Source organism: Pantoea phytostimulans (assembly GCF_046118715.1).
In the GTDB taxonomy this organism is placed as follows: Bacteria; Pseudomonadota; Gammaproteobacteria; order Enterobacterales; family Enterobacteriaceae; genus Pantoea; species Pantoea phytostimulans.
Window position 1 is genome coordinate 3,712,145 of sequence record NZ_CP173698.1, and the last position, 18,308, is coordinate 3,730,452.

Annotated in this window: 18 protein-coding genes, 3 tRNA genes and 1 pseudogene; 11 read left to right on the top strand and 11 right to left on the bottom strand. The window is 52.4% G+C overall.

Translation table 11 applies throughout. The features are described 5' to 3' along the window. The first annotated feature begins 64 nt into the window (after positions 1-64). Positions 65-1,285 (top strand): MFS transporter, encoded by a 1,221-nt coding sequence (locus ACF2G4_RS17225; protein WP_409075211.1) that lies wholly within the window; start codon positions 65-67, stop codon positions 1,283-1,285. Here ACF2G4_RS17225 and ACF2G4_RS17230 read toward each other — a convergent pair. The 3 genes from ACF2G4_RS17230 to ACF2G4_RS17240 form a co-directional block, all read right to left on the bottom strand. After that, positions 1,282-1,746 (bottom strand): YbaK/EbsC family protein, encoded by a 465-nt coding sequence (locus ACF2G4_RS17230; RefSeq protein ID WP_215847706.1) that lies wholly within the window; start codon positions 1,744-1,746, stop codon positions 1,282-1,284. The genes ACF2G4_RS17225 and ACF2G4_RS17230 overlap by 4 nt on opposite strands. A 96-nt stretch (positions 1,747-1,842) precedes the next feature. Continuing rightward, positions 1,843-2,634 (bottom strand): siderophore-iron reductase FhuF, encoded by a 792-nt coding sequence (fhuF, locus tag ACF2G4_RS17235; protein ID WP_409075212.1) that lies wholly within the window; start codon positions 2,632-2,634, stop codon positions 1,843-1,845. Between the two features lie 193 nt (positions 2,635-2,827). Continuing rightward, positions 2,828-3,925, bottom strand: coding sequence for a GGDEF domain-containing protein (locus ACF2G4_RS17240; RefSeq protein WP_409075213.1), 1,098 nt, complete (start codon positions 3,923-3,925; stop codon positions 2,828-2,830). A gap of 229 nt (positions 3,926-4,154) precedes the next feature. On the opposite strand from ACF2G4_RS17240, the gene ACF2G4_RS17245 reads away from it, so the two are divergent. Further along, positions 4,155-4,439: a DUF1435 domain-containing protein gene (locus ACF2G4_RS17245; RefSeq protein ID WP_409075214.1), complete on the top strand. Its 285-nt coding sequence runs from the start codon at positions 4,155-4,157 to the stop codon at positions 4,437-4,439. Between the two features lie 50 nt (positions 4,440-4,489). Here ACF2G4_RS17245 and ACF2G4_RS17250 read toward each other — a convergent pair. The 4 genes from ACF2G4_RS17250 to rsmC form a co-directional block, all read right to left on the bottom strand. Then, a tRNA-Leu gene (locus ACF2G4_RS17250) sits at positions 4,490-4,576 on the bottom strand. Between the two features lie 28 nt (positions 4,577-4,604). Then, positions 4,605-4,691 (bottom strand) — tRNA-Leu (locus tag ACF2G4_RS17255). A gap of 31 nt (positions 4,692-4,722) precedes the next feature. After that, a tRNA-Leu gene (locus tag ACF2G4_RS17260) sits at positions 4,723-4,809 on the bottom strand. 153 nt (positions 4,810-4,962) lie between these two features. Beyond that, positions 4,963-5,994, bottom strand: coding sequence for a 16S rRNA (guanine(1207)-N(2))-methyltransferase RsmC (rsmC, locus tag ACF2G4_RS17265; RefSeq protein WP_215847702.1), 1,032 nt, complete (start codon positions 5,992-5,994; stop codon positions 4,963-4,965). Positions 5,995-6,100: 106 nt separating this feature from the next. Here rsmC and ACF2G4_RS17270 point away from each other — a divergent pair, with 106 nt between their 5' ends. Genes ACF2G4_RS17270 through yjjG form a run of 3 tightly spaced genes read left to right on the top strand, consistent with a single transcriptional unit; the run spans position 6,101 to position 7,623 of the window. Next, positions 6,101-6,511 carry a DNA polymerase III subunit psi gene (locus ACF2G4_RS17270; protein ID WP_215847701.1) on the top strand — a complete coding sequence of 137 codons (411 nt, stop codon included), beginning with the start codon at positions 6,101-6,103 and terminating at the stop codon, positions 6,509-6,511. After that, entirely contained in the window at positions 6,483-6,923 is a 441-nt protein-coding gene (gene rimI / locus ACF2G4_RS17275) for a ribosomal protein S18-alanine N-acetyltransferase (RefSeq protein WP_409075215.1), read from the top strand. The genes ACF2G4_RS17270 and rimI overlap by 29 nt, the downstream gene beginning before the upstream one ends. 19 nt (positions 6,924-6,942) lie before the next feature. Further along, a complete protein-coding gene (gene yjjG, locus ACF2G4_RS17280; protein WP_215847699.1) occupies positions 6,943-7,623 on the top strand; it encodes a pyrimidine 5'-nucleotidase in 681 nt (226 codons plus the stop codon). A gap of 207 nt (positions 7,624-7,830) precedes the next feature. Here the strand turns inward: yjjG and ACF2G4_RS17285 are convergent, their stop codons facing one another. Next, on the bottom strand, positions 7,831-8,511 hold the full coding sequence (locus tag ACF2G4_RS17285; RefSeq protein ID WP_243078646.1) for a YtjB family periplasmic protein: 681 nt from the start codon (positions 8,509-8,511) through the stop codon (positions 7,831-7,833). Between the two features lie 107 nt (positions 8,512-8,618). Between ACF2G4_RS17285 and serB the strand changes: the two genes are divergently transcribed. The 4 genes and pseudogenes from serB to ACF2G4_RS17305 all read left to right on the top strand — a co-directional run. Then, a complete protein-coding gene (gene serB / locus ACF2G4_RS17290) occupies positions 8,619-9,596 on the top strand; it encodes a phosphoserine phosphatase (RefSeq protein ID WP_215847697.1) in 978 nt (325 codons plus the stop codon). A gap of 13 nt (positions 9,597-9,609) precedes the next feature. Beyond that, positions 9,610-10,992: a DNA repair protein RadA gene (gene radA, locus ACF2G4_RS17295; protein WP_215847696.1), complete on the top strand. Its 1,383-nt coding sequence runs from the start codon at positions 9,610-9,612 to the stop codon at positions 10,990-10,992. Between the two features lie 191 nt (positions 10,993-11,183). Then, on the top strand, positions 11,184-12,422 hold the full coding sequence (gene nadR / locus ACF2G4_RS17300) for a multifunctional transcriptional regulator/nicotinamide-nucleotide adenylyltransferase/ribosylnicotinamide kinase NadR (RefSeq protein ID WP_332625740.1): 1,239 nt from the start codon (positions 11,184-11,186) through the stop codon (positions 12,420-12,422). A 1-nt stretch (position 12,423) separates the two neighbouring features. Continuing rightward, positions 12,424-12,519, top strand: a pseudogene (locus tag ACF2G4_RS17305) (SDR family oxidoreductase); the annotation flags it as partial. Positions 12,520-12,647: 128 nt separating this feature from the next. Here ACF2G4_RS17305 and ACF2G4_RS17310 read toward each other — a convergent pair. Next, positions 12,648-13,649, bottom strand: a complete 1,002-nt coding sequence (locus ACF2G4_RS17310; RefSeq protein WP_243078643.1) for a zinc-binding alcohol dehydrogenase family protein — start codon at positions 13,647-13,649, stop codon at positions 12,648-12,650. Between the two features lie 94 nt (positions 13,650-13,743). Between ACF2G4_RS17310 and ACF2G4_RS17315 the strand changes: the two genes are divergently transcribed. Next, the gene (locus tag ACF2G4_RS17315; protein ID WP_409075216.1) at positions 13,744-14,640 is read left to right on the top strand and encodes a LysR family transcriptional regulator; all 897 of its coding nucleotides are present in this window, start codon (positions 13,744-13,746) and stop codon (positions 14,638-14,640) included. 53 nt (positions 14,641-14,693) lie between these two features. Here the strand turns inward: ACF2G4_RS17315 and ettA are convergent, their stop codons facing one another. Then, entirely contained in the window at positions 14,694-16,361 is a 1,668-nt protein-coding gene (gene ettA / locus ACF2G4_RS17320; protein ID WP_215847693.1) for an energy-dependent translational throttle protein EttA, read from the bottom strand. Positions 16,362-16,545: 184 nt separating this feature from the next. On the opposite strand from ettA, the gene ACF2G4_RS17325 reads away from it, so the two are divergent. Further along, positions 16,546-17,493, top strand: a complete 948-nt coding sequence (locus ACF2G4_RS17325; protein WP_409075217.1) for a 2-hydroxyacid dehydrogenase — start codon at positions 16,546-16,548, stop codon at positions 17,491-17,493. Between the two features lie 4 nt (positions 17,494-17,497). Here the strand turns inward: ACF2G4_RS17325 and deoR are convergent, their stop codons facing one another. Then, positions 17,498-18,262, bottom strand: a complete 765-nt coding sequence (gene deoR / locus ACF2G4_RS17330) for a DNA-binding transcriptional repressor DeoR (RefSeq protein ID WP_215847691.1) — start codon at positions 18,260-18,262, stop codon at positions 17,498-17,500. Between the last annotated feature and the right edge of the window lie 46 nt (positions 18,263-18,308).

An 18,308-nucleotide genomic window follows, 5' to 3' on the forward strand; every position in this document is an offset into this window, starting at 1 on the left:
CAACGGGTTGCGCCCACAATAATTTCGGCCAACGAGCCGGAAGCCTCTCAGACAGGATACTCCTATGTTTAACTGGACTTCGACCCAGCGGAATGTGGCGTTTGCTAGCTTCGCCAGCTGGACGCTGGACGCCTTTGACTTCTTTATCTTGGTGTTTGTATTGAGCGACCTCGCGCAATACTTTCACACCTCCGTTTCTGATGTATCAATAGCGATCATGTTGACGCTGGCGGTGCGGCCGATTGGTGCGCTGCTGTTTGGTCGGTTAGCGGAAAAATATGGTCGAAAACCGATCTTGATGCTGAATATCGTGCTGTTTTCACTGTTTGAATTACTTTCAGCCTGGTCGCCTAGCTTCGGTGCTTTTCTCGCGTTCCGTGTTATTTACGGCGTGGCGATGGGCGGGATTTGGGGCGTGGCGTCATCGCTGGCGCTGGAAACCATTCCAGACCGCTCGCGCGGCTTGATGTCAGGTATTTTTCAGGCGGGTTATCCTTGCGGCTACCTGCTGGCATCGATCATTTTCGGCCTGTTTTTCGAAACCGTGGGTTGGCGCGGCATGTTCCTGATTGGCGCGGTGCCTATTCTGCTGCTGCCGTTTATCTATTTCAAAGTGCCTGAATCACCGGTGTGGTTAGCGGCGCGTGAACGTAAAGAGAGCTCGGCGCTGCTGCCCATTATTCGACAGCACTGGAAGATGTGTATTTATATGGTGCTGTTGATGGCCTGCTTTAACTTCTTTAGCCACGGCACCCAGGATCTTTATCCCACTTTCCTGAAAGTTCAGCATCAGTTCGATGCGCATACGGTCAGCATCATCGCCATTAGCTACAACATCGCAGCCATGCTAGGCGGTATTTGCTTTGGTGCGTTGTCGGAACGTATTGGCCGTAAAAAAGCGATTATTCTGGCGTCCTTTCTGGCATTACCCGTGTTGCCGCTCTGGGCTTTTTCCAGCGGTTCATGGGCCATTGGCGCCGGTGCGTTTTTAATGCAGTTCATGGTGCAGGGCGCGTGGGGCGTAGTGCCCACTTACCTGACGGAACTGGTTCCCGCTAATGCACGCGCGGTGCTGCCAGGCTTTGTTTATCAGTTAGGTAATTTGATTGCTTCAGTAAATGCCACGCTGCAATCACGTCTTGCCGAAGCGCACAGCGGCAATTACGGATTGGGCATGGCGATAGTGGCGGGTACGGTGGCGATATTGATCTGCGTACTGGTGGCATTTGGCCGCGAAACGCGCGGCATTGAGATTTCAGGTGCGCCAGCGAAAGCGTCCCCTTAACGTGCTTCGCACACGTCCACCCATTTCGCCGCAGTAAGATCGGCCATTTGCTGTGGCGTAATACGCACGGCGCTATGGATGGCGCCCGCTGCCGGTAGCACTTCATCGAAGCTGCGCAGCGACACATCACAATAAACGGTGAGCGGGTTTTCCAGGCCAAATGGGCAAACGCCGCCAACCGGATGCCCGGTCCAGTTGATCACTTCATCCACGCTTAACATGCGTGCTTTAGCGCCTAGCGCCGCTTTCAGTTTGCGATTATCAAGCCGTGCATCGCCGCACGTAACAATCAAAACTACTTCACCTTTGACTTTCAAGGACAACGTTTTGGCAATTTGCCCTGGCGCAACGCCATGAGCGCGTGCAGCCATATCTACCGTGGCGGTGCTTTCTGCCATCTCAATAATGTCAATTTCAGGGGCGTGTTCGGCAAAGAACTGGCGGACCGACTCCAGACTCATCTTACTCTCCAGGCTAATCGAAGGCATAAAAACTGCCATAAGCCAGGAAAGCTGTAAACGAGATAAAGAGAGAATTCGTAACAGAATGCGCAGGAATCAGGTTGGATTTAGGGTGCAGTTACCACATTGCTCAACATCAGGAATGCGGTAGCGCTGACAGCAACTGCGACGCACCATCTGACCATTACGCGGCAGCATGGTGCGATAGAGCGGATTATCGCTACCATCCAGCAGGCGGCTGGTAAAAAACAGCGCTTGTTCAAGCTGTAACACCACATGCTCTTCCAACTGGGTTTTCAACTCACCAAGAAACCAGGAGAAAGAGAAACCCATGTTATTCCAGATGAGCCTTGCGTTGATGTCACCGTGCTGAGCAATGCCATTCACCACAGGAATCAGGTGTTGCTGAATGAGTCGATCAATACGCTGTTGCGCATTGAGATAGTGCGCGTCTTCATCTTCCTGCACATCAATCCAAAAGGTGCAGGGATAACCGTTTTCATGAAACGCCACGCGTATGTGCTCTACAGAACAGTCTAGCGCGCGCGGTTCAAGTAATAGCGCCAGCATCAGCGGTGGCAACAGCAGGCCAAAGTACCACTGCGCCCACAGGGATTGCACCGGCTTGGCTTCACGAACGGCCTCAGGATGATTGCGATAGAGATAATCACTGTAACGCTGGGTAAGCAGGATAAACGCATCGGAAGAGGACCATTCCGCTAACGTCATCGTTGGCGTGGTGGGCTGTCCAAACTTAATCACTTCCAGCATGTAGCTACGCTGCGTGCGCATCAGCTCATGTAAAACATCCGCCAGCGACTGATGATTTTGCATGAAAATCACCGGTTGGGTGCTAAAACGATGTTGCTGTTCAGATACAGTTGCCATGCCAACTCGCAGCGGAAAGTGGAGATAAGAAAGCAAATGATAATCGTTATTGATTCTATCTACAAGCTGAGTGAGCGTGCTGGATATTCTGTTTAATTTGTCGCGTTTAATTAAGTCGTTAATAGGAACTTATAGGGCAGAATAGTGCAAGCGATGGATAAAGCAATATTATTGCCCTCCATCGCCGCATTAATTAATGTGCTTCACTGGATGATATGACATTGGATTTCGGTAAATCCTCCCAGGCAAGAATTGTATTTCTTCCCTGATTCTTCGCCACATATAACGCACGGTCAGCGTTCGCAACAGCCTGATCAAATTCGTTATCATAGATAGGCGCAATCCCGGCGCTAATAGTAACGTGAGTAGAAACACGTTCGTTAAAGCGATGAGGAATTTCTAAATCCACCACATACTGACGAATTCTTTCAGCCAGTTTCATGGCTATCGAGGCATTTACGTTGGTCATTAATACCAAAAACTCTTCACCGCCGTAGCGTGTGACTACATCACGCGAGCGTACTGCATCACGAATCGCTATTGAAACGCGTGCCAGCGCCTGATCGCCCATCGCATGACCGTAATTATCGTTGTAGGCTTTGAAATGATCGATATCCAGTAACAGCACATAATGGCTGCCAGCATGATTATCCAGAATATTGTCTAAACGGTTTTTTAGCCCGCGTCGGTTATACAAACCCGTCAGCGGATCGAGCATGCTGAGATCGCTAAAATTCTCTTTTTCTTCATAAAGTTGGTGCATCAATCGCAGGGTGAAGTGATCGGTGCGACGTCGCATCAGATGCTGCAAGGAGAAGCCGATCAACGGCAGGGCGATGGTCAATAAAATCAATGCAAGGTGTTCGCCATTGTCCAGCAGCAGCACGGTTAACACCGGCGGCGTGATATTCAGACAGAAAGCCAGCAGATAATCACTCAAGGCGATGGCGCTAATGAAGAACACGCTCAACAAGCTGATGATCAAAAAGCTGCCATCAAAATAAAAAACCAGATGGTAGCGATAGTTAATATGCCAGGCCCACAAGGCGCCAAGAATAAAAGCAACAGGATTTAATAGCGGTAATTTTAGTTTTGGCTTGATTAAATACAGGGCTAACAACGCTGCGCTTAAAAGCGTAACGAGGATAACCGGCAGCGTCATTTCACTTTTCGCCAGGCCTATCATCGGTGCCAGACAAAATAGCGACACGGCGATATTTAAAAATAATAAAAGCATCAGCGATAGCCGATATTTGCTGTGTTTCAATTCATCATAAGATTGTATTTTCATTATAAGTACTCTTGACGGCCCTGAAATACCAAAGCGCAAGCCGGCAGAAAATATTCTGCGACGGACAATAAACAAATTATTGCTGTGTTCTAAAGAGAGTTATCGGCCGCAATTTAGCATTTTCCAACTGGTCTGTCATCTTCCCGGCCAGGCAAAGTAAAAACAGGCTGCAGGAAGAGAATAATTGTCATATGATAATGGGAATGCTTATCATTTGAGGGGTTGGGCAATGGTTATGGCGATGGTTGCCGCCTGCGGTTTGTGGGGATTCAGCTGGATGATGGGGAAAAAACTGGATAGTGCGTGGGGAATATTGTTGCCCTGCGCAGCGCTGCCAATATTTGCGCTGTGGGAACCGAACTTTAGCCAATGGCGAATCGTAATGATTGTAGCGCTACTGCTGACAGTGGTGATGTTATTTAATCGTCACCTGCGTCATTACCTGCTGTTGCCATCTTGCCTGGCATTAGCCGGTGGATTAGCCGCAGTTTCAGTGAATTTTCACGCGGTATGATTGTTTAGCGTTGGGAATAGCGGGAAGTACAACAGAAAGGAGGACAACGTTGGTGCGAAGAGAGGGACTTGAACCCTCACGTCCGTTAAGACACTAACACCTGAAGCTAGCGCGTCTACCAATTCCGCCACCTTCGCATCGCGTTGTCTTTTCATATCACCGCATTGGTGCGAAGAGAGGGACTTGAACCCTCACGTCCGTTAAGACACTAACACCTGAAGCTAGCGCGTCTACCAATTCCGCCACCTTCGCGCAGTGCTGTGCGATATGAAATATGTGATTTTGGTGCGAAGAGAGGGACTTGAACCCTCACGTCCGTTAAGACACTAACACCTGAAGCTAGCGCGTCTACCAATTCCGCCACCTTCGCATACCCGTAACACTTGATAGTATTACAACCACGGAGGCGCATTTTAGAGATTTTACCCATTGCGTCAATAGATATTTCACGGTGATGAAACGATCGCTGCAAAAAGCAACGTTTTCACCACCGCAAAAGCAAAGTTAACGCAAAAACAGGTTTTTAACGGGCTTTCGCACCGCGACCGTAAACGGCACGATAAACTTTGAAACGGCCGGTTTGTGCCAGCACTTCATGGTTGCCAAACGTTTCGTCTAACACCTGTGGATAGGGCAGGAATGCATTGGCAACAATACGTAACTCTCCGCCGCTGTTAAGGTGTTTTACCGCACCGCGAATCAAGGTTTGTGCGGCGTCCAGGCTGGTTTGAACACCCTCATGGAAAGGCGGGTTGGAGAGGATCAGATCAAAACGGCCGGTCACGTCTGAGAAGACATTACTGGCGAATACTTCACCTTCCAGTCCATTCGCTGCCAATGTCGCTTTACTGGCTTCGATTGCGGCGGCATGGACGTCGCACAGCCACAGACGCACCTTTGGAGAATGACGCGGCAGGGATGCGGCAATCACACCGGCACCGCAACCGATATCCAGTACTTTGCCTTTCATGTGCGGCGTCAGCGTTGACATCAGCAGCGCGCTGCCAGCATCCAGACCATCACGGCTGAATACGCCCGGCAACGTATGAATGGTCAAATCATCGAGTTGATAAGTATTGCCAAACGCGTTGGCATCAAACTCGGGTTGCGTCTCCAGACGACCGTGATACAGACCACAACGGCGTGCGCTGTCGATCTTTTCTAGTTTTACATACTTTTCCAGCATGCCTTCGGCGCTGCGCACGCCGCTGCGGTTTTCACCCACCACAAACACATCGCAGCCTACCGGCAACATTGACAGCAGATTTTGCAGCTGAAACTGCACTTCCGGCTTGTTCTTGGTCCAGAAGTAAACCAGCGTATCGCAGCCCTGCACGTCTTCTGCTTGTGCAACCATCCCGTAACGCGCCTGCTCGCCCATTCGGCGACTCAGGTTTTGCCAATGATGATATTGCTGGGTATGCACGCGCGATGAAGCGGTTTCCAACTGAGCGGGCAGGTCATCCTGCAAATCACCAGCAAACAGCACGTGGCGGGCGGTAAATTCATCACTGTGGCGCAGAATAACTTCGCTGGCCGGGGTAAAAGCAGACATGTAGGGCTCCTGTAAGATCTGAGCGGGGATTATAGTGGTTTGTTGGCGCATGTACGATGGGTTTGCTAGCATAGCGTCGCATTCAGGCAGCAGAGCAGGTAACACCATGACGTCCAGGCGCGACTGGCTTTTACAGCAAATGGGAATTACGCAGTACCAACTGCGCCGACCGCGCGTGCTACAGGGCGAAATTGCCGTCACGCTGGCAGCGGAGACACGCTTAGTTATTGTGGCTGAAACAGCGCCCGGTTTACAGGAGCCGATCATTCGCGACGTGCTGCATGCGCTTAATTTGCAAAGCTCACAAGTCATGATGGTGACGCCGGAACAGCTGGAAATGCTGCCGGAAAAACTGGATTGTGCGGGCTGGCTACTGGGTGTTGAAAGTGAACAGCCCTTTAATGGCGTCGCGTTATCGAGCGCCTCCTTCAATGAACTGATCAGCAGCGGCGCGGCAAAACGCGCGCTCTGGCAACAGATGTGTAACCATGACAGCCATCTCTTTTCTCACCCCTGACGATCTGGCGCAGGCTTTTGCCATTGAACGTCGTAGCCATGCTTTTCCCTGGAGCGAACAGACTTTGGCCAGCAATCAGGGCGAACGTTTTTTAAATCTCCGACTTGAAGTAGAAGGCAATTTGGCTGCCTTCGCTATTACGCAGGTCGTATTGGATGAAGCCTCACTATTCAATATTGCTGTCGACCCCGCTTATCAGCGGCGTGGCTTAGGTCGCCAGTTATTGCAGCACTTAATCGATCAACTGATTGAGCGTGATGTCATGACGCTTTGGCTGGAAGTTCGCGCCTCAAACCTGCCTGCCATCGCGCTCTATGAACAGCTCGAATTTAATCAGGTAAGCCGTCGCCCTAACTATTATCCCACCGCTAGCGGACGTGAAGATGCTTTGATCATGGCGCTGACGCTGTAAGGAATTTAAAGGAGCTTTGATGTTAGAGAACTGGGATTGCATCCTGTTTGATGCCGATGACACCCTTTTCCATTTTGATGCGTATGCCGGATTGCAGCGCCTTTTTGCTGGCTACGATGTGCAGTTTACCGATCAGGATTATATTGACTATCAATCGGTTAATAAGCCGCTTTGGGTCGATTATCAGAACGGCGCCATCTCAGCACTGCAACTACAAACGCGTCGCTTTAACGGCTGGAGTGAAAAACTCAGTATCTCACCTGAAATTCTCAACAGCGGTTTCCTCTCTGCAATGGCTGAGATCTGTACGCCACTGGAAGGGGCTGTCAGCCTGATGAACCTGCTACACGGTAAGGTTAAGATGGGGATTATCACCAACGGCTTCACCGCGTTACAGCAAACCCGATTAGAGCGTACCGGTTTCCGCGATTACTTCGACATCTTAGTGATCTCTGAGCAAGTTGGCGTGCCAAAACCGGATGCGCAGATCTTCGATCACGCGCTTTCATTGTTGGGAAATCCGCCGCGTGATCGCGTGATGATGGTAGGGGATACACCGGAGTCCGATATTCTTGGTGGTATGAATGCAGGCATTAAAACCTGCTGGCTGGATCATGGCACGCGCCCGTTACCCGCGCATATCACGCCTGACTGGCAAATCAAACGTCTCTCAGAACTGGAAATCATTCTTAAAGCATAACGCTGCTTTTAATGATTAAACGGGTTATAAAAACCACCTGTCATCGCGTTGGGTGGTTTTTTTGTTTACGCGTTATCGGATTGGAATATGTCATCATTCGGTCAATCACCGCCGTGCTAAGCAGATAGCGTGCGAGGGGAGCATATCAGCCCTGTCAATTTGCTTGCGCAACCAGGTCCTCCCTTAATCAGCAAAAGCGTTAACGGCTTAAACTCGCTTTTCCTCGGTTTTTTCATCGCGTTCCGCCTTGGCTTCTTCTTCATCCCGATCTTCTTTTACGGGTTTACTGGCTGTCAGCAGGAAAGGGGATTGTTGCCAGCGAGTACGGCGATCGCGCAGCAAAGTACGGGTGAGAATGATGCCAATCGCTAACGCCAGCAGCATCATCAAACGCAAAATATTGGTGGTGTTATCGACCTGGCGTGATTCTGTTACCAACACATGCGTATCCAGCGTCACCCGCAGAAAGCCGAGCGGGCCGTCGCTGTTCCTCAGCTGTTGGACGATTTGATGATTGAAGTAGCTGCCAGCGCGTTTGCCATCCAGCGCCAAACGATCGCGAACATTGATATTTTCGCCGCTGTGCGCCACCAAACTGCCATCGTCATCATAAACCGACGCATCAAGAATGCGGCTATTAGAGGTCATCTGATCAAGGATGCCCTCAATCTTATTACGATTATTTTCACTGTTGTCCATCAATGGTTGCAGGCTGAAAGCCACCTGATTCGTTAACGTGTGCGCCAGCTCTTCTACCTGTTCCGAGCGCGCCATTTGATGGCCGAGACTAAACCAGGACGCGCCCTGCATCAGGACGACCAACAGCGCCATCGAGATGAGTACAATCACCGTACGATGTAAGCGAAATTTCAGTGCAGTTTTAGCCATCGATAACCCGTGTCACGTCACAACAGAAAGCCTGGAGATTATGTTGCCAGAAGCAGCGCAGACAAGGTAGCCTCTTGCGTGGTTTTGTTGTGCCTACAGGAGCTCTAATGCCAAATCGTCTTACCTGGTGCGATCTGCCCGCCGATGTTTCACTCTGGCCGGGTTTGCCCCTTTCTCTGAGCGGTGATGAAGTAATGCCGCTGGATTACCGCGCTGGCCGAACCGGCTGGTTGCTTTACGGTCGCGGACTGGATAAACAACAGCTGACCGATTATCAGCATAAACTCGGTGCGGCGATGGTGATCGTCAGCGCCTGGAACGTGGATGAGTATCAGGTGATTCGCCTGGCGGGTTCGCTAACGCCGTTCGCCAGCAAACTGGCGCATGACGCCGGGCTGGATGTGGCGCCGTTGGGCAAAATCCCGCATTTGAAAACGCCAGGTCTGCTGGTGATGGACATGGATTCCACCGCCATCCAAATCGAATGCATTGATGAAATTGCGAAGTTAGCCGGCAGCGGCGAGCTGGTTGCCGAAGTGACTGAACGCGCCATGCGCGGTGAACTCGATTTTACCGCCAGCCTGCGTCAGCGCGTAGCGACATTAAAAGACGCGGACGCCAATATTCTGAAACAGGTGCGCGATGAATTGCCGTTGATGCCAGGCTTAACCACGCTGGTGCAGAAGCTGCAAGCGCTGGGCTGGCAGGTGGCTATCGCCTCGGGTGGGTTCACTTATTATGCTGAATATCTGCGCGATAAGCTGCATCTGGCTGCGATCGTCGCCAATGAACTGGAAATTCGTGACGGCAAGCTGACCGGTGAAGTCATCGGCCCGATTGTTGATGCACAATATAAAGCGGACACGCTGAAGAAACTGGCACAGCGTTTTGATATCGCCCCGGAGCAAACCGTGGCGGTGGGCGATGGCGCTAACGACCTGCTGATGATTAAAGCATCGGCGTTGGGCATTGCTTACCATGCTAAACCTAAGGTGAATGAGCAGACGCAAGTCACCATTCGCCACGCCGATTTGATGGGTGTTTTCTGCATCCTCAGCGGCAGTCTGATTCACGAAGAGCGTTAACAGAGGTATTGATTTGGCCAAAGCGGCAAAACGCGCATTCGTCTGTAATGAATGCGGCGCAGATTATCCACGTTGGCAGGGGCAATGCAGCGCCTGCCATGCCTGGAATACTATCACCGAGGTGCGTATTGCTGCCTCGCCTACTGCTGCGCGCAACGAGCGCTTAAGCGGCTACGCAGGCAGCGCTGGCCCCAGCCGGGTACAAAAACTCTCTGAAATTAGTCTTGAAGCGCTACCGCGTTTCTCGACCACCTTTAAAGAGTTTGACCGCGTATTGGGCGGCGGCGTGGTGCCGGGAAGCGCTATTTTGATTGGTGGTAGCCCAGGCGCAGGGAAGTCAACGCTGCTGTTGCAGGTGATGTGTAAGCTGGCGGGAGGGATGAAAACCCTGTACGTCACAGGCGAAGAATCGCTGCAACAGGTCGCCATGCGCGCCCATCGTCTGGGATTACCGACAGAAAACATGAATATGTTGTCGGAAACCAGCATCGAACAAATCTGCCTGATTGCCGAGCAAGAGAAGCCGCAGCTCATGGTTATCGACTCGATTCAGGTGATGCACATGGCTGATATCCAGTCATCGCCGGGTAGCGTGGCACAGGTGCGTGAAACCGCCGCTTACCTGACGCGGTTTGCCAAGACGCGCGATGTGGCGATCATCATGGTCGGTCACGTCACCAAAGATGGCTCGCTGGCCGGCCCAAAAGTCCTGGAACACTGTATTGACTGCTCGGTATTGCTGGACGGCGATGCCGATTCGCGTTTCCGCACGCTGCGCAGCCATAAAAACCGTTTTGGTGCGGTTAACGAACTGGGCGTGTTTGCTATGACTGAGCAAGGCATGCGTGAAGTCAGTAATCCTTCCGCTATTTTCTTGTCACGTGGCGAAGAAGTGACGTCCGGCAGTTCAGTGATGGTGCTGTGGGAAGGCACGCGTCCACTCTTGGTAGAGATTCAGGCGCTGGTGGATCACTCCATGATGGGCAATCCACGCCGCGTTGCGGTGGGGTTGGAGCAGAATCGCCTGGCGATATTGCTGGCGGTGCTGCATCGTCATGGCGGATTACAGATGGCGGATCAGGATGTATTCGTCAACGTAGTCGGCGGCGTTAAGGTCACTGAAACCAGTGCGGATTTAGCCTTGATGCTGGCCATGGTTTCCAGCCTACGCGATCGCCCTTTGCCACAGGATTTAGTGATCTTTGGTGAAGTAGGATTAGCCGGTGAGATTCGCCCGGTGCCAAGCGGACAGGAACGCATTTCTGAAGCGGCGAAGCACGGCTTTAAACGCGCCATTGTTCCGGCAGGAAACGCGCCGAAAAAACCGATCGATGGCATGAAAGTTTACAGTGCGAAAAAACTGGCCGATGCGCTGGCTATTTTAGAAGAGCTTTAAGCTTTACCTGCCCTGTTTCCGCTGGCGGGAGCAGGGCACAATTCTGCTAAAGGGCTATGTTTATTCAGCATCCGGCATGAAAGTTAACATGCCGGGCCGCAGCGGGTTATCGCTTTTTCCGCTTGCAGGCGAAAGTTGGCGTGAGGGCTTTTTCTCTTTACGCCACATATTATTCACGCAGGAGGCACGACATGTCGTCGTTTGATTATCTAAAAACGGCCATTCGCCAGCAGGGCCACACGCTGCAACAAGTCGCCGATGCCAGCGGCATGACCAAAGGGTATTTGAGCCAGCTGCTCAACGCCAAAATCAAAAGCCCCAGCGCACAAAAATTAGAAGCGTTACACCGCTTTCTCGGCCTGGAATTTCCACGGCGCGATAAAACGGTTGGCGTGGTATTTGGTAAGTTCTATCCGCTGCATACCGGCCATATTTATCTGATTCAGCGCGCCTGTAGCCAGGTTGATGAACTGCACATCATTATGGGTTACGACGAGCCGCGCGATCGCGGTTTGTTCGAAAACAGCGCCATGTCGCAGCAGCCTACCGTCAGCGACCGATTACGCTGGTTATTGCAAACCTTTAAATACCAAAAAAATATTCGTATTCACTCCTTTAATGAAGAGGGCATTGAGCCTTACCCGCATGGCTGGGATGTCTGGAGCGAAGGGGTAAAATCATTCCTCAGTGAACAGGGTATTGCGCCCGACTGTATTTACACCAGCGAAGCGCCCGACGCAGAGATGTATGAACAGCATCTTGGCATACCAACGGTAGTGGTTGATCCCAATCGATCGTTTATGAGCATTAGCGGCGCGCAGATCCGCCAGGATCCGTTCCGCTTCTGGGAATACATTCCCACCGAAGTGAAGCCGTTCTTTGTGCGTACCGTGGCGATCCTTGGCGGTGAATCCAGCGGCAAATCGACGCTGGTTAATAAACTCGCCAATATTTTCAACACCACCAGCGCCTGGGAATATGGTCGCGATTACGTCTTCTCGCATCTTGGCGGTGACGAAATGGCGCTGCAATATTCTGACTATGACAAAATCGCGTTGGGCCAGGCGCAGTACATTGATTTTGCGGTGAAGTACGCCAACAAAGTTGCTTTCATCGACACCGACTTTGTCACCACGCAGGCGTTCTGTTTAAAGTACGAAGGGCGCGAACATCCGTTTGTTCAGGCCCTGATCGACGAATATCGCTTCGATTTAGTCATTTTGCTTGAAAACAATGTGCCTTGGGTGGCGGACGGCTTACGCAGCCTGGGCAGTTCGGTTGATCGGCGTGAGTTTCAATCGATGTTGATCACCATGCTGAGAGAGAACAATATCGAATTTTTGCACGTTAAAGAGGACGATTACGACGCGCGTTTTCTACGCTGCATTGAGCTGGTGAAAGGGATGTTGGGCGAACAAAATAATCCGTAATCCCGAAGAGATGGCCGCTGCTGCGCTGTTTTTAGCCTCAGATGAAAGCCGATACATTGCGGGGGCTGAACTGTGCATTGATGGCGGAATGGCGCGAACTGCCCGTTTCCCCACTTGCGGAATAGTGCGAGCTGCCCCTTCCCCCGCAAGCGGGGGAAGGTTGGGATGGGGGACAAGCCACACACGCTAAAAACGCCGCCAACCCACACCCATCCCGCCAAAAAATCAGTAAACCATCACCACTTTGCCACGCATATGGCCTTCCAGAACACGCGCATGCGCCGCCTGCAATGTCTCAACGCTCAAGCCCTGTAAGGTCTCATTCAGCGTGGTTTGCAGTTTTCCAGCATCCAGCAGTTCAGCCACTTCATTCAGAATCTCGCCCTGGCGCGCCATATCGGGTGTGTTAAACATGCTGCGGGTGTACATCAACTCAAAATGCAGTGCGGCACTTTTCAGCTTCAGCTGATCCATCGCCAACGGCTGTTCGTTTTCCACGATGGTACAAATGTGGCCCTGCGGCGCAATCAGCTTAGCCATGGTTTCCCAATGACCATCGGTGTCGTTCAGGCAGAAAATGAAATCCACCTGCTTAAGATCGTGCTTTTCCAGTTCACCGATCATGTCTTTGTAATTGATCACCAGATCCGCTCCGCGATCACGGCACCATTGTGCGGAATCTTCACGCGACGCGGTGGCGATCACTTTGACTTTGCTGCGCATTTTCGCGAATGGAATCGCCAGCGATCCTACGCCGCCTGCACCGCCCACGATCAGCAGGGTTTGATCGGCTGTGGCATTTTGCAGATTAAGACGTTCAAATAATCCTTCCCAGGCGGTCAACGCAGTCAGCGGAATTGCCGCTGCCGCTGCCCAATCCAGGCTCTTTGGTTTGTGACCAACAATGCGGGAATCGATCAGTTGTTCGCTGCTGTTGCTGCCGGGGCGAGTAAGATCACCCGCGTAGAACACTTCATCACCTGGCTTAAAGTTGCTGACTTTGCTGCCCACTTCCAATACTACGCCGCTGGCATCCCAGCCTAAAACGCGTGGCACCTGCAAGCCGTTCTTAATGGCACCTTTGTGAACCTTGGTATCAACCGGATTCACTGAGGCCGCTTTGACTTCAACACGCAGATCATATTCGCCCGGCGTTGGCGTTTCTGGAGTGATTTCAATAAAAGTATGTGGATTTTCTGGATTGATAGCGATAGCGCGAATAGTCATAGGGTTCTCCTGTTTTGATGACTTAAGTGTAGAACCCCATTTTGCCAATGATAAGATGGACAATCTTTCATAGCGTGTTCGTCTGAGGTGAACAATGGCATTTCGTCAATGGCAGGATATGGCGCTGTTTGCCTTAGTCGCCGAATGTGGCAGTTTTACCGCAGCGGCTGAGCGGGTGGGATTGCCTAAATCCAGCGTCAGCCAGCGCATTAGCCAACTGGAACAGCGTCTTGGGATCCGTTTAATGAATCGCACTACGCGCCAGCTCAATCTCACGTTTGCCGGTGAACGCTATCTGCTGCATTGCCAGGAGATGATGCAGGCCAGTGAACGTGCCGATCAGGCCATTGCTAATTTGCGTGAAAACCCCAGCGGACGGCTGCGTATTACCAGCCCGGCAGGCATCGGCGCGACGTTGCTGGCACGCTGTAATGCTGAGTTTTTGCAGCTTTATCCAGATGTCACGTTAGATGTTTCTGTTTCGGATGACATACGCGACCTGGTTCAAGAGGGATTCGACATCGCGCTGCGCACCGGTCAGCCGCAGGATTCGTCGTTGATTGGTCGTCGGGTCGGTTATTGCGAACGCACGCTGGTGGCGTCGAAACATTATCTTGAGCAGCATGCGCCCATCACGCATCCGCAGCAGCTGGCGGAGCATCGTTGCATCGCCCATCACGCGTGGAATGAGTGGGTGCTGAAGCAGGACGATGCGTATTACCGTTGGTTACTGCCGCCGGGTCATCTGACTGATAATTTGGTGTATGCACGCGAATGCGCATTGGGTGATGCAGGTATTACGCAGCTGCCGCGCTTTTTAACCGAGGGCGCAATGGCGGATGACCGCTTGGTGGCTGTGCTGCCAGAGTGGGAAATGGAGGGGAACGAGTTGTGGCTGGTCTATCCGAGTCGCAAGTTGAATTCGCCTGCGCTGGCAAAGTTTATTGAATTTGCGCTGCAATCAACGGTGTTTAAGGCGTTTTACCGCTAACGCTATCCCCTAAAACGGGCAAAAAAATAGCGGCATTTCTGCCGCCATTTCTCTTACTTGATCATACGCTTGTACTTGATGCGCTTCGGCTCCAGCGCTTCTGCGCCGAGCGTGCGTTTCTTGTACTCTTCGTATTCGGTGAAGTTACCTTCGAAGAATTCGATATTGCCTTCATCCTGGTAATCCAGAATGTGCGTGGCGATACGGTCAAGGAACCAACGGTCATGCGAGATAACCATGGCGCAGCCTGGGAACTCCAGCAAGGCGTTTTCCAGGGCGCGCAGGGTTTCGATGTCCAGGTCGTTGGTCGGTTCATCGAGCAGCAACATGTTGCCGCCAACCTGCAGCAGCTTGGCGAGGTGCAGACGACCACGCTCACCACCAGAGAGTTCACCCACGCGTTTACCCTGATCAACCCCTTTGAAGTTGAAGCGGCCAACGTAGGCACGGCTTGGCATTTCGGTGTTGCCGACACGCATAATATCCTGGCCGCCGGAGACTTCTTCCCACACGGTTTTGGAATTATCCATGCTGTCACGGAACTGATCGACAGAAGCCAGTTTCACGGTATCACCGAGCACGATGCTGCCGGAATCAGGCTGTTCCTGACCAGACATCATACGGAACAGGGTGGATTTACCCGCACCGTTCGGGCCGATAATGCCGACGATAGCGCCTTTCGGCACGGAGAACGTCAGATCGTCGATCAGGACGCGGTCACCGTAAGATTTGCGCAGATTCGTCACTTCTACCACTTTGTCGCCCAGACGTGGGCCAGGTGGAATGAACAATTCGTTGGTTTCGTTACGCTTCTGGTAATCGGTGTTGTTCAGCTCTTCAAAGCGTGCCAGACGGGCTTTGCCCTTGGACTGACGGCCTTTCGCACCCTGACGAACCCACTCCAGCTCTTTCTCAATCGACTTACGACGCGCTGCTTCAGAAGAGGCTTCTTGCGCCAGACGTGCATCTTTCTGCTCAAGCCAGGATGAGTAATTGCCTTCCCACGGAATACCTTCGCCACGGTCCAGTTCCAGAATCCAGCCCGCGACATTGTCGAGGAAGTAACGGTCGTGGGTAATCGCCACAACGGTGCCTTCGAAGTCGTGCAGGAAGCGTTCCAGCCAGGCCACGGATTCGGCATCCAGGTGGTTGGTGGGTTCGTCCAGCAGCAGCATGTCTGGCTTTTCCAGCAGCAGGCGACACAGCGCAACACGGCGGCGTTCACCACCCGACAGGTTGCTGACTTTTGCATCCCATTCTGGCAGGCGCAGCGCATCAGCGGCACGCTCTAACTGCGTGTTGAGATTGTGACCATCGTGCGCCTGGATAATCTCTTCCAGACGACCCTGCTCAGCAGCCAGCTTATCAAAGTCAGCATCTTCTTCTGCGTAAAGCGCATAGACTTCGTCCAGACGTTTTAACGCGCCAACCACTTCTGACAGCGCTTCTTCCACCGATTCACGAACGGTGTGTTCCAGATTGAGCTGCGGTTCCTGCGGCAGATAACCAATTTTGATCCCTGGCTGCGGGCGCGCTTCCCCTTCAATGTCTTTATCGATGCCCGCCATGATGCGCAGCAGCGTAGATTTACCCGAGCCATTCAGGCCGAGCACACCGATTTTGGCGCCAGGGAAGAAGCTAAGGGAGATGTTCTTAAGGATATGTCGCTTCGGCGGAACCACTTTGCCGACGCGATGCATGCTATAGACGAATTGAGCCACGTTGTATTGAGCCTCTGGGTCTGTTTGTCGTTTGGATGATGTCGAAGTTTAGCCTTTTTCACCGTCTAATCACAGCCAACGCACGGGGATTCTTCTGATGTGTGCCGCAGTTTGGGATAACTGTTTGATTTACGCACAACCTCGAGACTATGCTGCCTTTTTGCCTTAAAACGGAGGAGGTTCGATGAGAGTGCTGATCGCAGCGGATGAAAACGCCTGGGGCGGATTGATTGAGTCGATTCGCCAAACCATGCCGGATGTCGAATTTGTCGCCTCGGCGGGTCATGCGGCAGAAAGCCTGGCGGGCTTTGACGCCCTGATCCCCGGCATGTGCAAAGTCGATGCGCGCCTGTTAGCCACCGCTGACCGCTTAAAGCTGATTCAACAAGCGGGCACCGGCCTGGAAAGCGTGGATATCGCGGCGGCAAAACAGCAGGGCATTATGGTCGCGAACGTGCCCTCTCATACGTCGGGCAATGCAGATTCCGTGGCTGAACTCGGTATCTGGATGATGATTGGTCTGGCGCGTCGTCATCAGGAGATTGCGCAATGTCTGGCGCAGCAGCGGCTCGGTCAGCCGGTGGGGTTGGGGTTGATGGGAAAAACCGTGGGGCTGGTGGGATTGGGCGGCATCGGTAAAGCGCTGGCGAAACGCCTGGCACCGTTTGGTATGCGCATGATTGGCGTGAAGCGCGAGGCTGACGCGGCATTTGCAGAAAAGTATGGTCTGGATTGGGTCGGTGATATGGCGCAACTGCCGCAGCTGCTTGAGCAAGCCGATTTTGTGATCCTCAGCCTGCCGGATAATGCGCAAACGCACCATATCATCGACGAAAAAGCGTTAAGCCAGATGAAGCCTGACAGTTTCCTGATCAATCTGGGACGGGGCGGTTTGATCGACAAAGAGGCGTTTATTGCTGCGCTGGAAAACAACACGCTGGCGGGAGCCGGTTTGGATGTGTTCTGGCAGGAGCCGCCCGATCCCAACGATGCCGTGTTTAACTACAACGTGATCGCTACGCCGCACATTGGTGGCGTAACCGATATCTCTTTAGCCGGAAATGTAGCAGGCGTTTGCGAAAATTTGCGCCGGTTACGTGATGGCGAAGCGGTGGACAACCGCTGGGCATAATGGCCTATGGCAGGCGCAGCGGAATGTTTTGTTGTGCCAGCCAGTTATTCAGATCCTGCTCGGGTGCGCTGTCACTGACCAGCAAATCGAAAGCACGCAGCTCTCCAATTCGCACCGGCAGCACTTTGCCATATTTACTGCTGTCCGCCACCAGCACACGCTGGCGGGCACGCAGCATTGCGTGATGCTTCATCGCCAGTTCATTGGTGTTATAGCAGGTTGCACCCTGATCCTTATCGATTCCGGCGGCTGAGATAAACGCCAGCGTAGGGCAGAGATCGTCGAGAATCGAATGTGCCCCAATCGGCGTAAACAGCGCGTTATCCGCATGAAATTCACCCCCGCTTAAGATCACATTGCAGGCGGGTTTTTCTTTCAATGCCAAAAAAGTGTTCATGGCGCAGCAAATGGCGGTGAAAGGCAAGGTGTCGGCAATGGCATCGATGATGTACGGCAGCGTGGTGCCGCAATCAAAAAACACGGTGTCGTTTTCACCAATCAAACTGGCCGCAGCTTGCGCCAGTCGCTGCTTTCTGGCGGCATTTTGCCCATGCTGATCGGAGATGAAATAGTGCCCAGCGTGGCTTTTGGGATCGCTAACGATGTAACCGCCCAGCAGCACTACTGTGGACGCGGGTTCCGTTAAATCGCGGCGAATAGTCATTTCTGAGACGCCGAGCAGTTGCGCTGCGTCTTTCAAGTGCAGTTTATCAGTGCGTTTCAGCGCCTGAGCCAGCTTGTGGATACGTTCGTCGCGCCGGGTTTCCATGTTCATCTCTGTATTATTAGTATCCTGATGTTCCGCATGAGGTTTC

Bases quoted from the DNA above. Each gene is read 5' to 3' on its own strand.
- serB (WP_215847697.1), top strand. From the start codon at position 8,619: ATGCCAAATCGTCTTACCTGGTGCGATCTGCCCGCCGATGTTTCACTC.
- nadR (WP_332625740.1), top strand. From the start codon at position 11,184: ATGTCGTCGTTTGATTATCTAAAAACGGCCATTCGCCAGCAGGGCCAC.
- ACF2G4_RS17285 (WP_243078646.1), bottom strand. From the start codon at position 8,511: ATGGCTAAAACTGCACTGAAATTTCGCTTACATCGTACGGTGATTGTA.
- ACF2G4_RS17325 (WP_409075217.1), top strand. From the start codon at position 16,546: ATGAGAGTGCTGATCGCAGCGGATGAAAACGCCTGGGGCGGATTGATT.
- fhuF (WP_409075212.1), bottom strand. From the start codon at position 2,634: ATGGCAACTGTATCTGAACAGCAACATCGTTTTAGCACCCAACCGGTG.
- ACF2G4_RS17315 (WP_409075216.1), top strand. From the start codon at position 13,744: ATGGCATTTCGTCAATGGCAGGATATGGCGCTGTTTGCCTTAGTCGCC.
- ACF2G4_RS17230 (WP_215847706.1), bottom strand. From the start codon at position 1,746: ATGAGTCTGGAGTCGGTCCGCCAGTTCTTTGCCGAACACGCCCCTGAA.
- yjjG (WP_215847699.1), top strand. From the start codon at position 6,943: ATGTTAGAGAACTGGGATTGCATCCTGTTTGATGCCGATGACACCCTT.
- ACF2G4_RS17270 (WP_215847701.1), top strand. From the start codon at position 6,101: ATGACGTCCAGGCGCGACTGGCTTTTACAGCAAATGGGAATTACGCAG.
- ACF2G4_RS17225 (WP_409075211.1), top strand. From the start codon at position 65: ATGTTTAACTGGACTTCGACCCAGCGGAATGTGGCGTTTGCTAGCTTC.
- rimI (WP_409075215.1), top strand. From the start codon at position 6,483: ATGACAGCCATCTCTTTTCTCACCCCTGACGATCTGGCGCAGGCTTTT.
- rsmC (WP_215847702.1), bottom strand. From the start codon at position 5,994: ATGTCTGCTTTTACCCCGGCCAGCGAAGTTATTCTGCGCCACAGTGAT.
- ACF2G4_RS17245 (WP_409075214.1), top strand. From the start codon at position 4,155: ATGGTTATGGCGATGGTTGCCGCCTGCGGTTTGTGGGGATTCAGCTGG.
- ACF2G4_RS17310 (WP_243078643.1), bottom strand. From the start codon at position 13,649: ATGACTATTCGCGCTATCGCTATCAATCCAGAAAATCCACATACTTTT.
- ACF2G4_RS17240 (WP_409075213.1), bottom strand. From the start codon at position 3,925: ATGAAAATACAATCTTATGATGAATTGAAACACAGCAAATATCGGCTA.
- deoR (WP_215847691.1), bottom strand. From the start codon at position 18,262: ATGGAAACCCGGCGCGACGAACGTATCCACAAGCTGGCTCAGGCGCTG.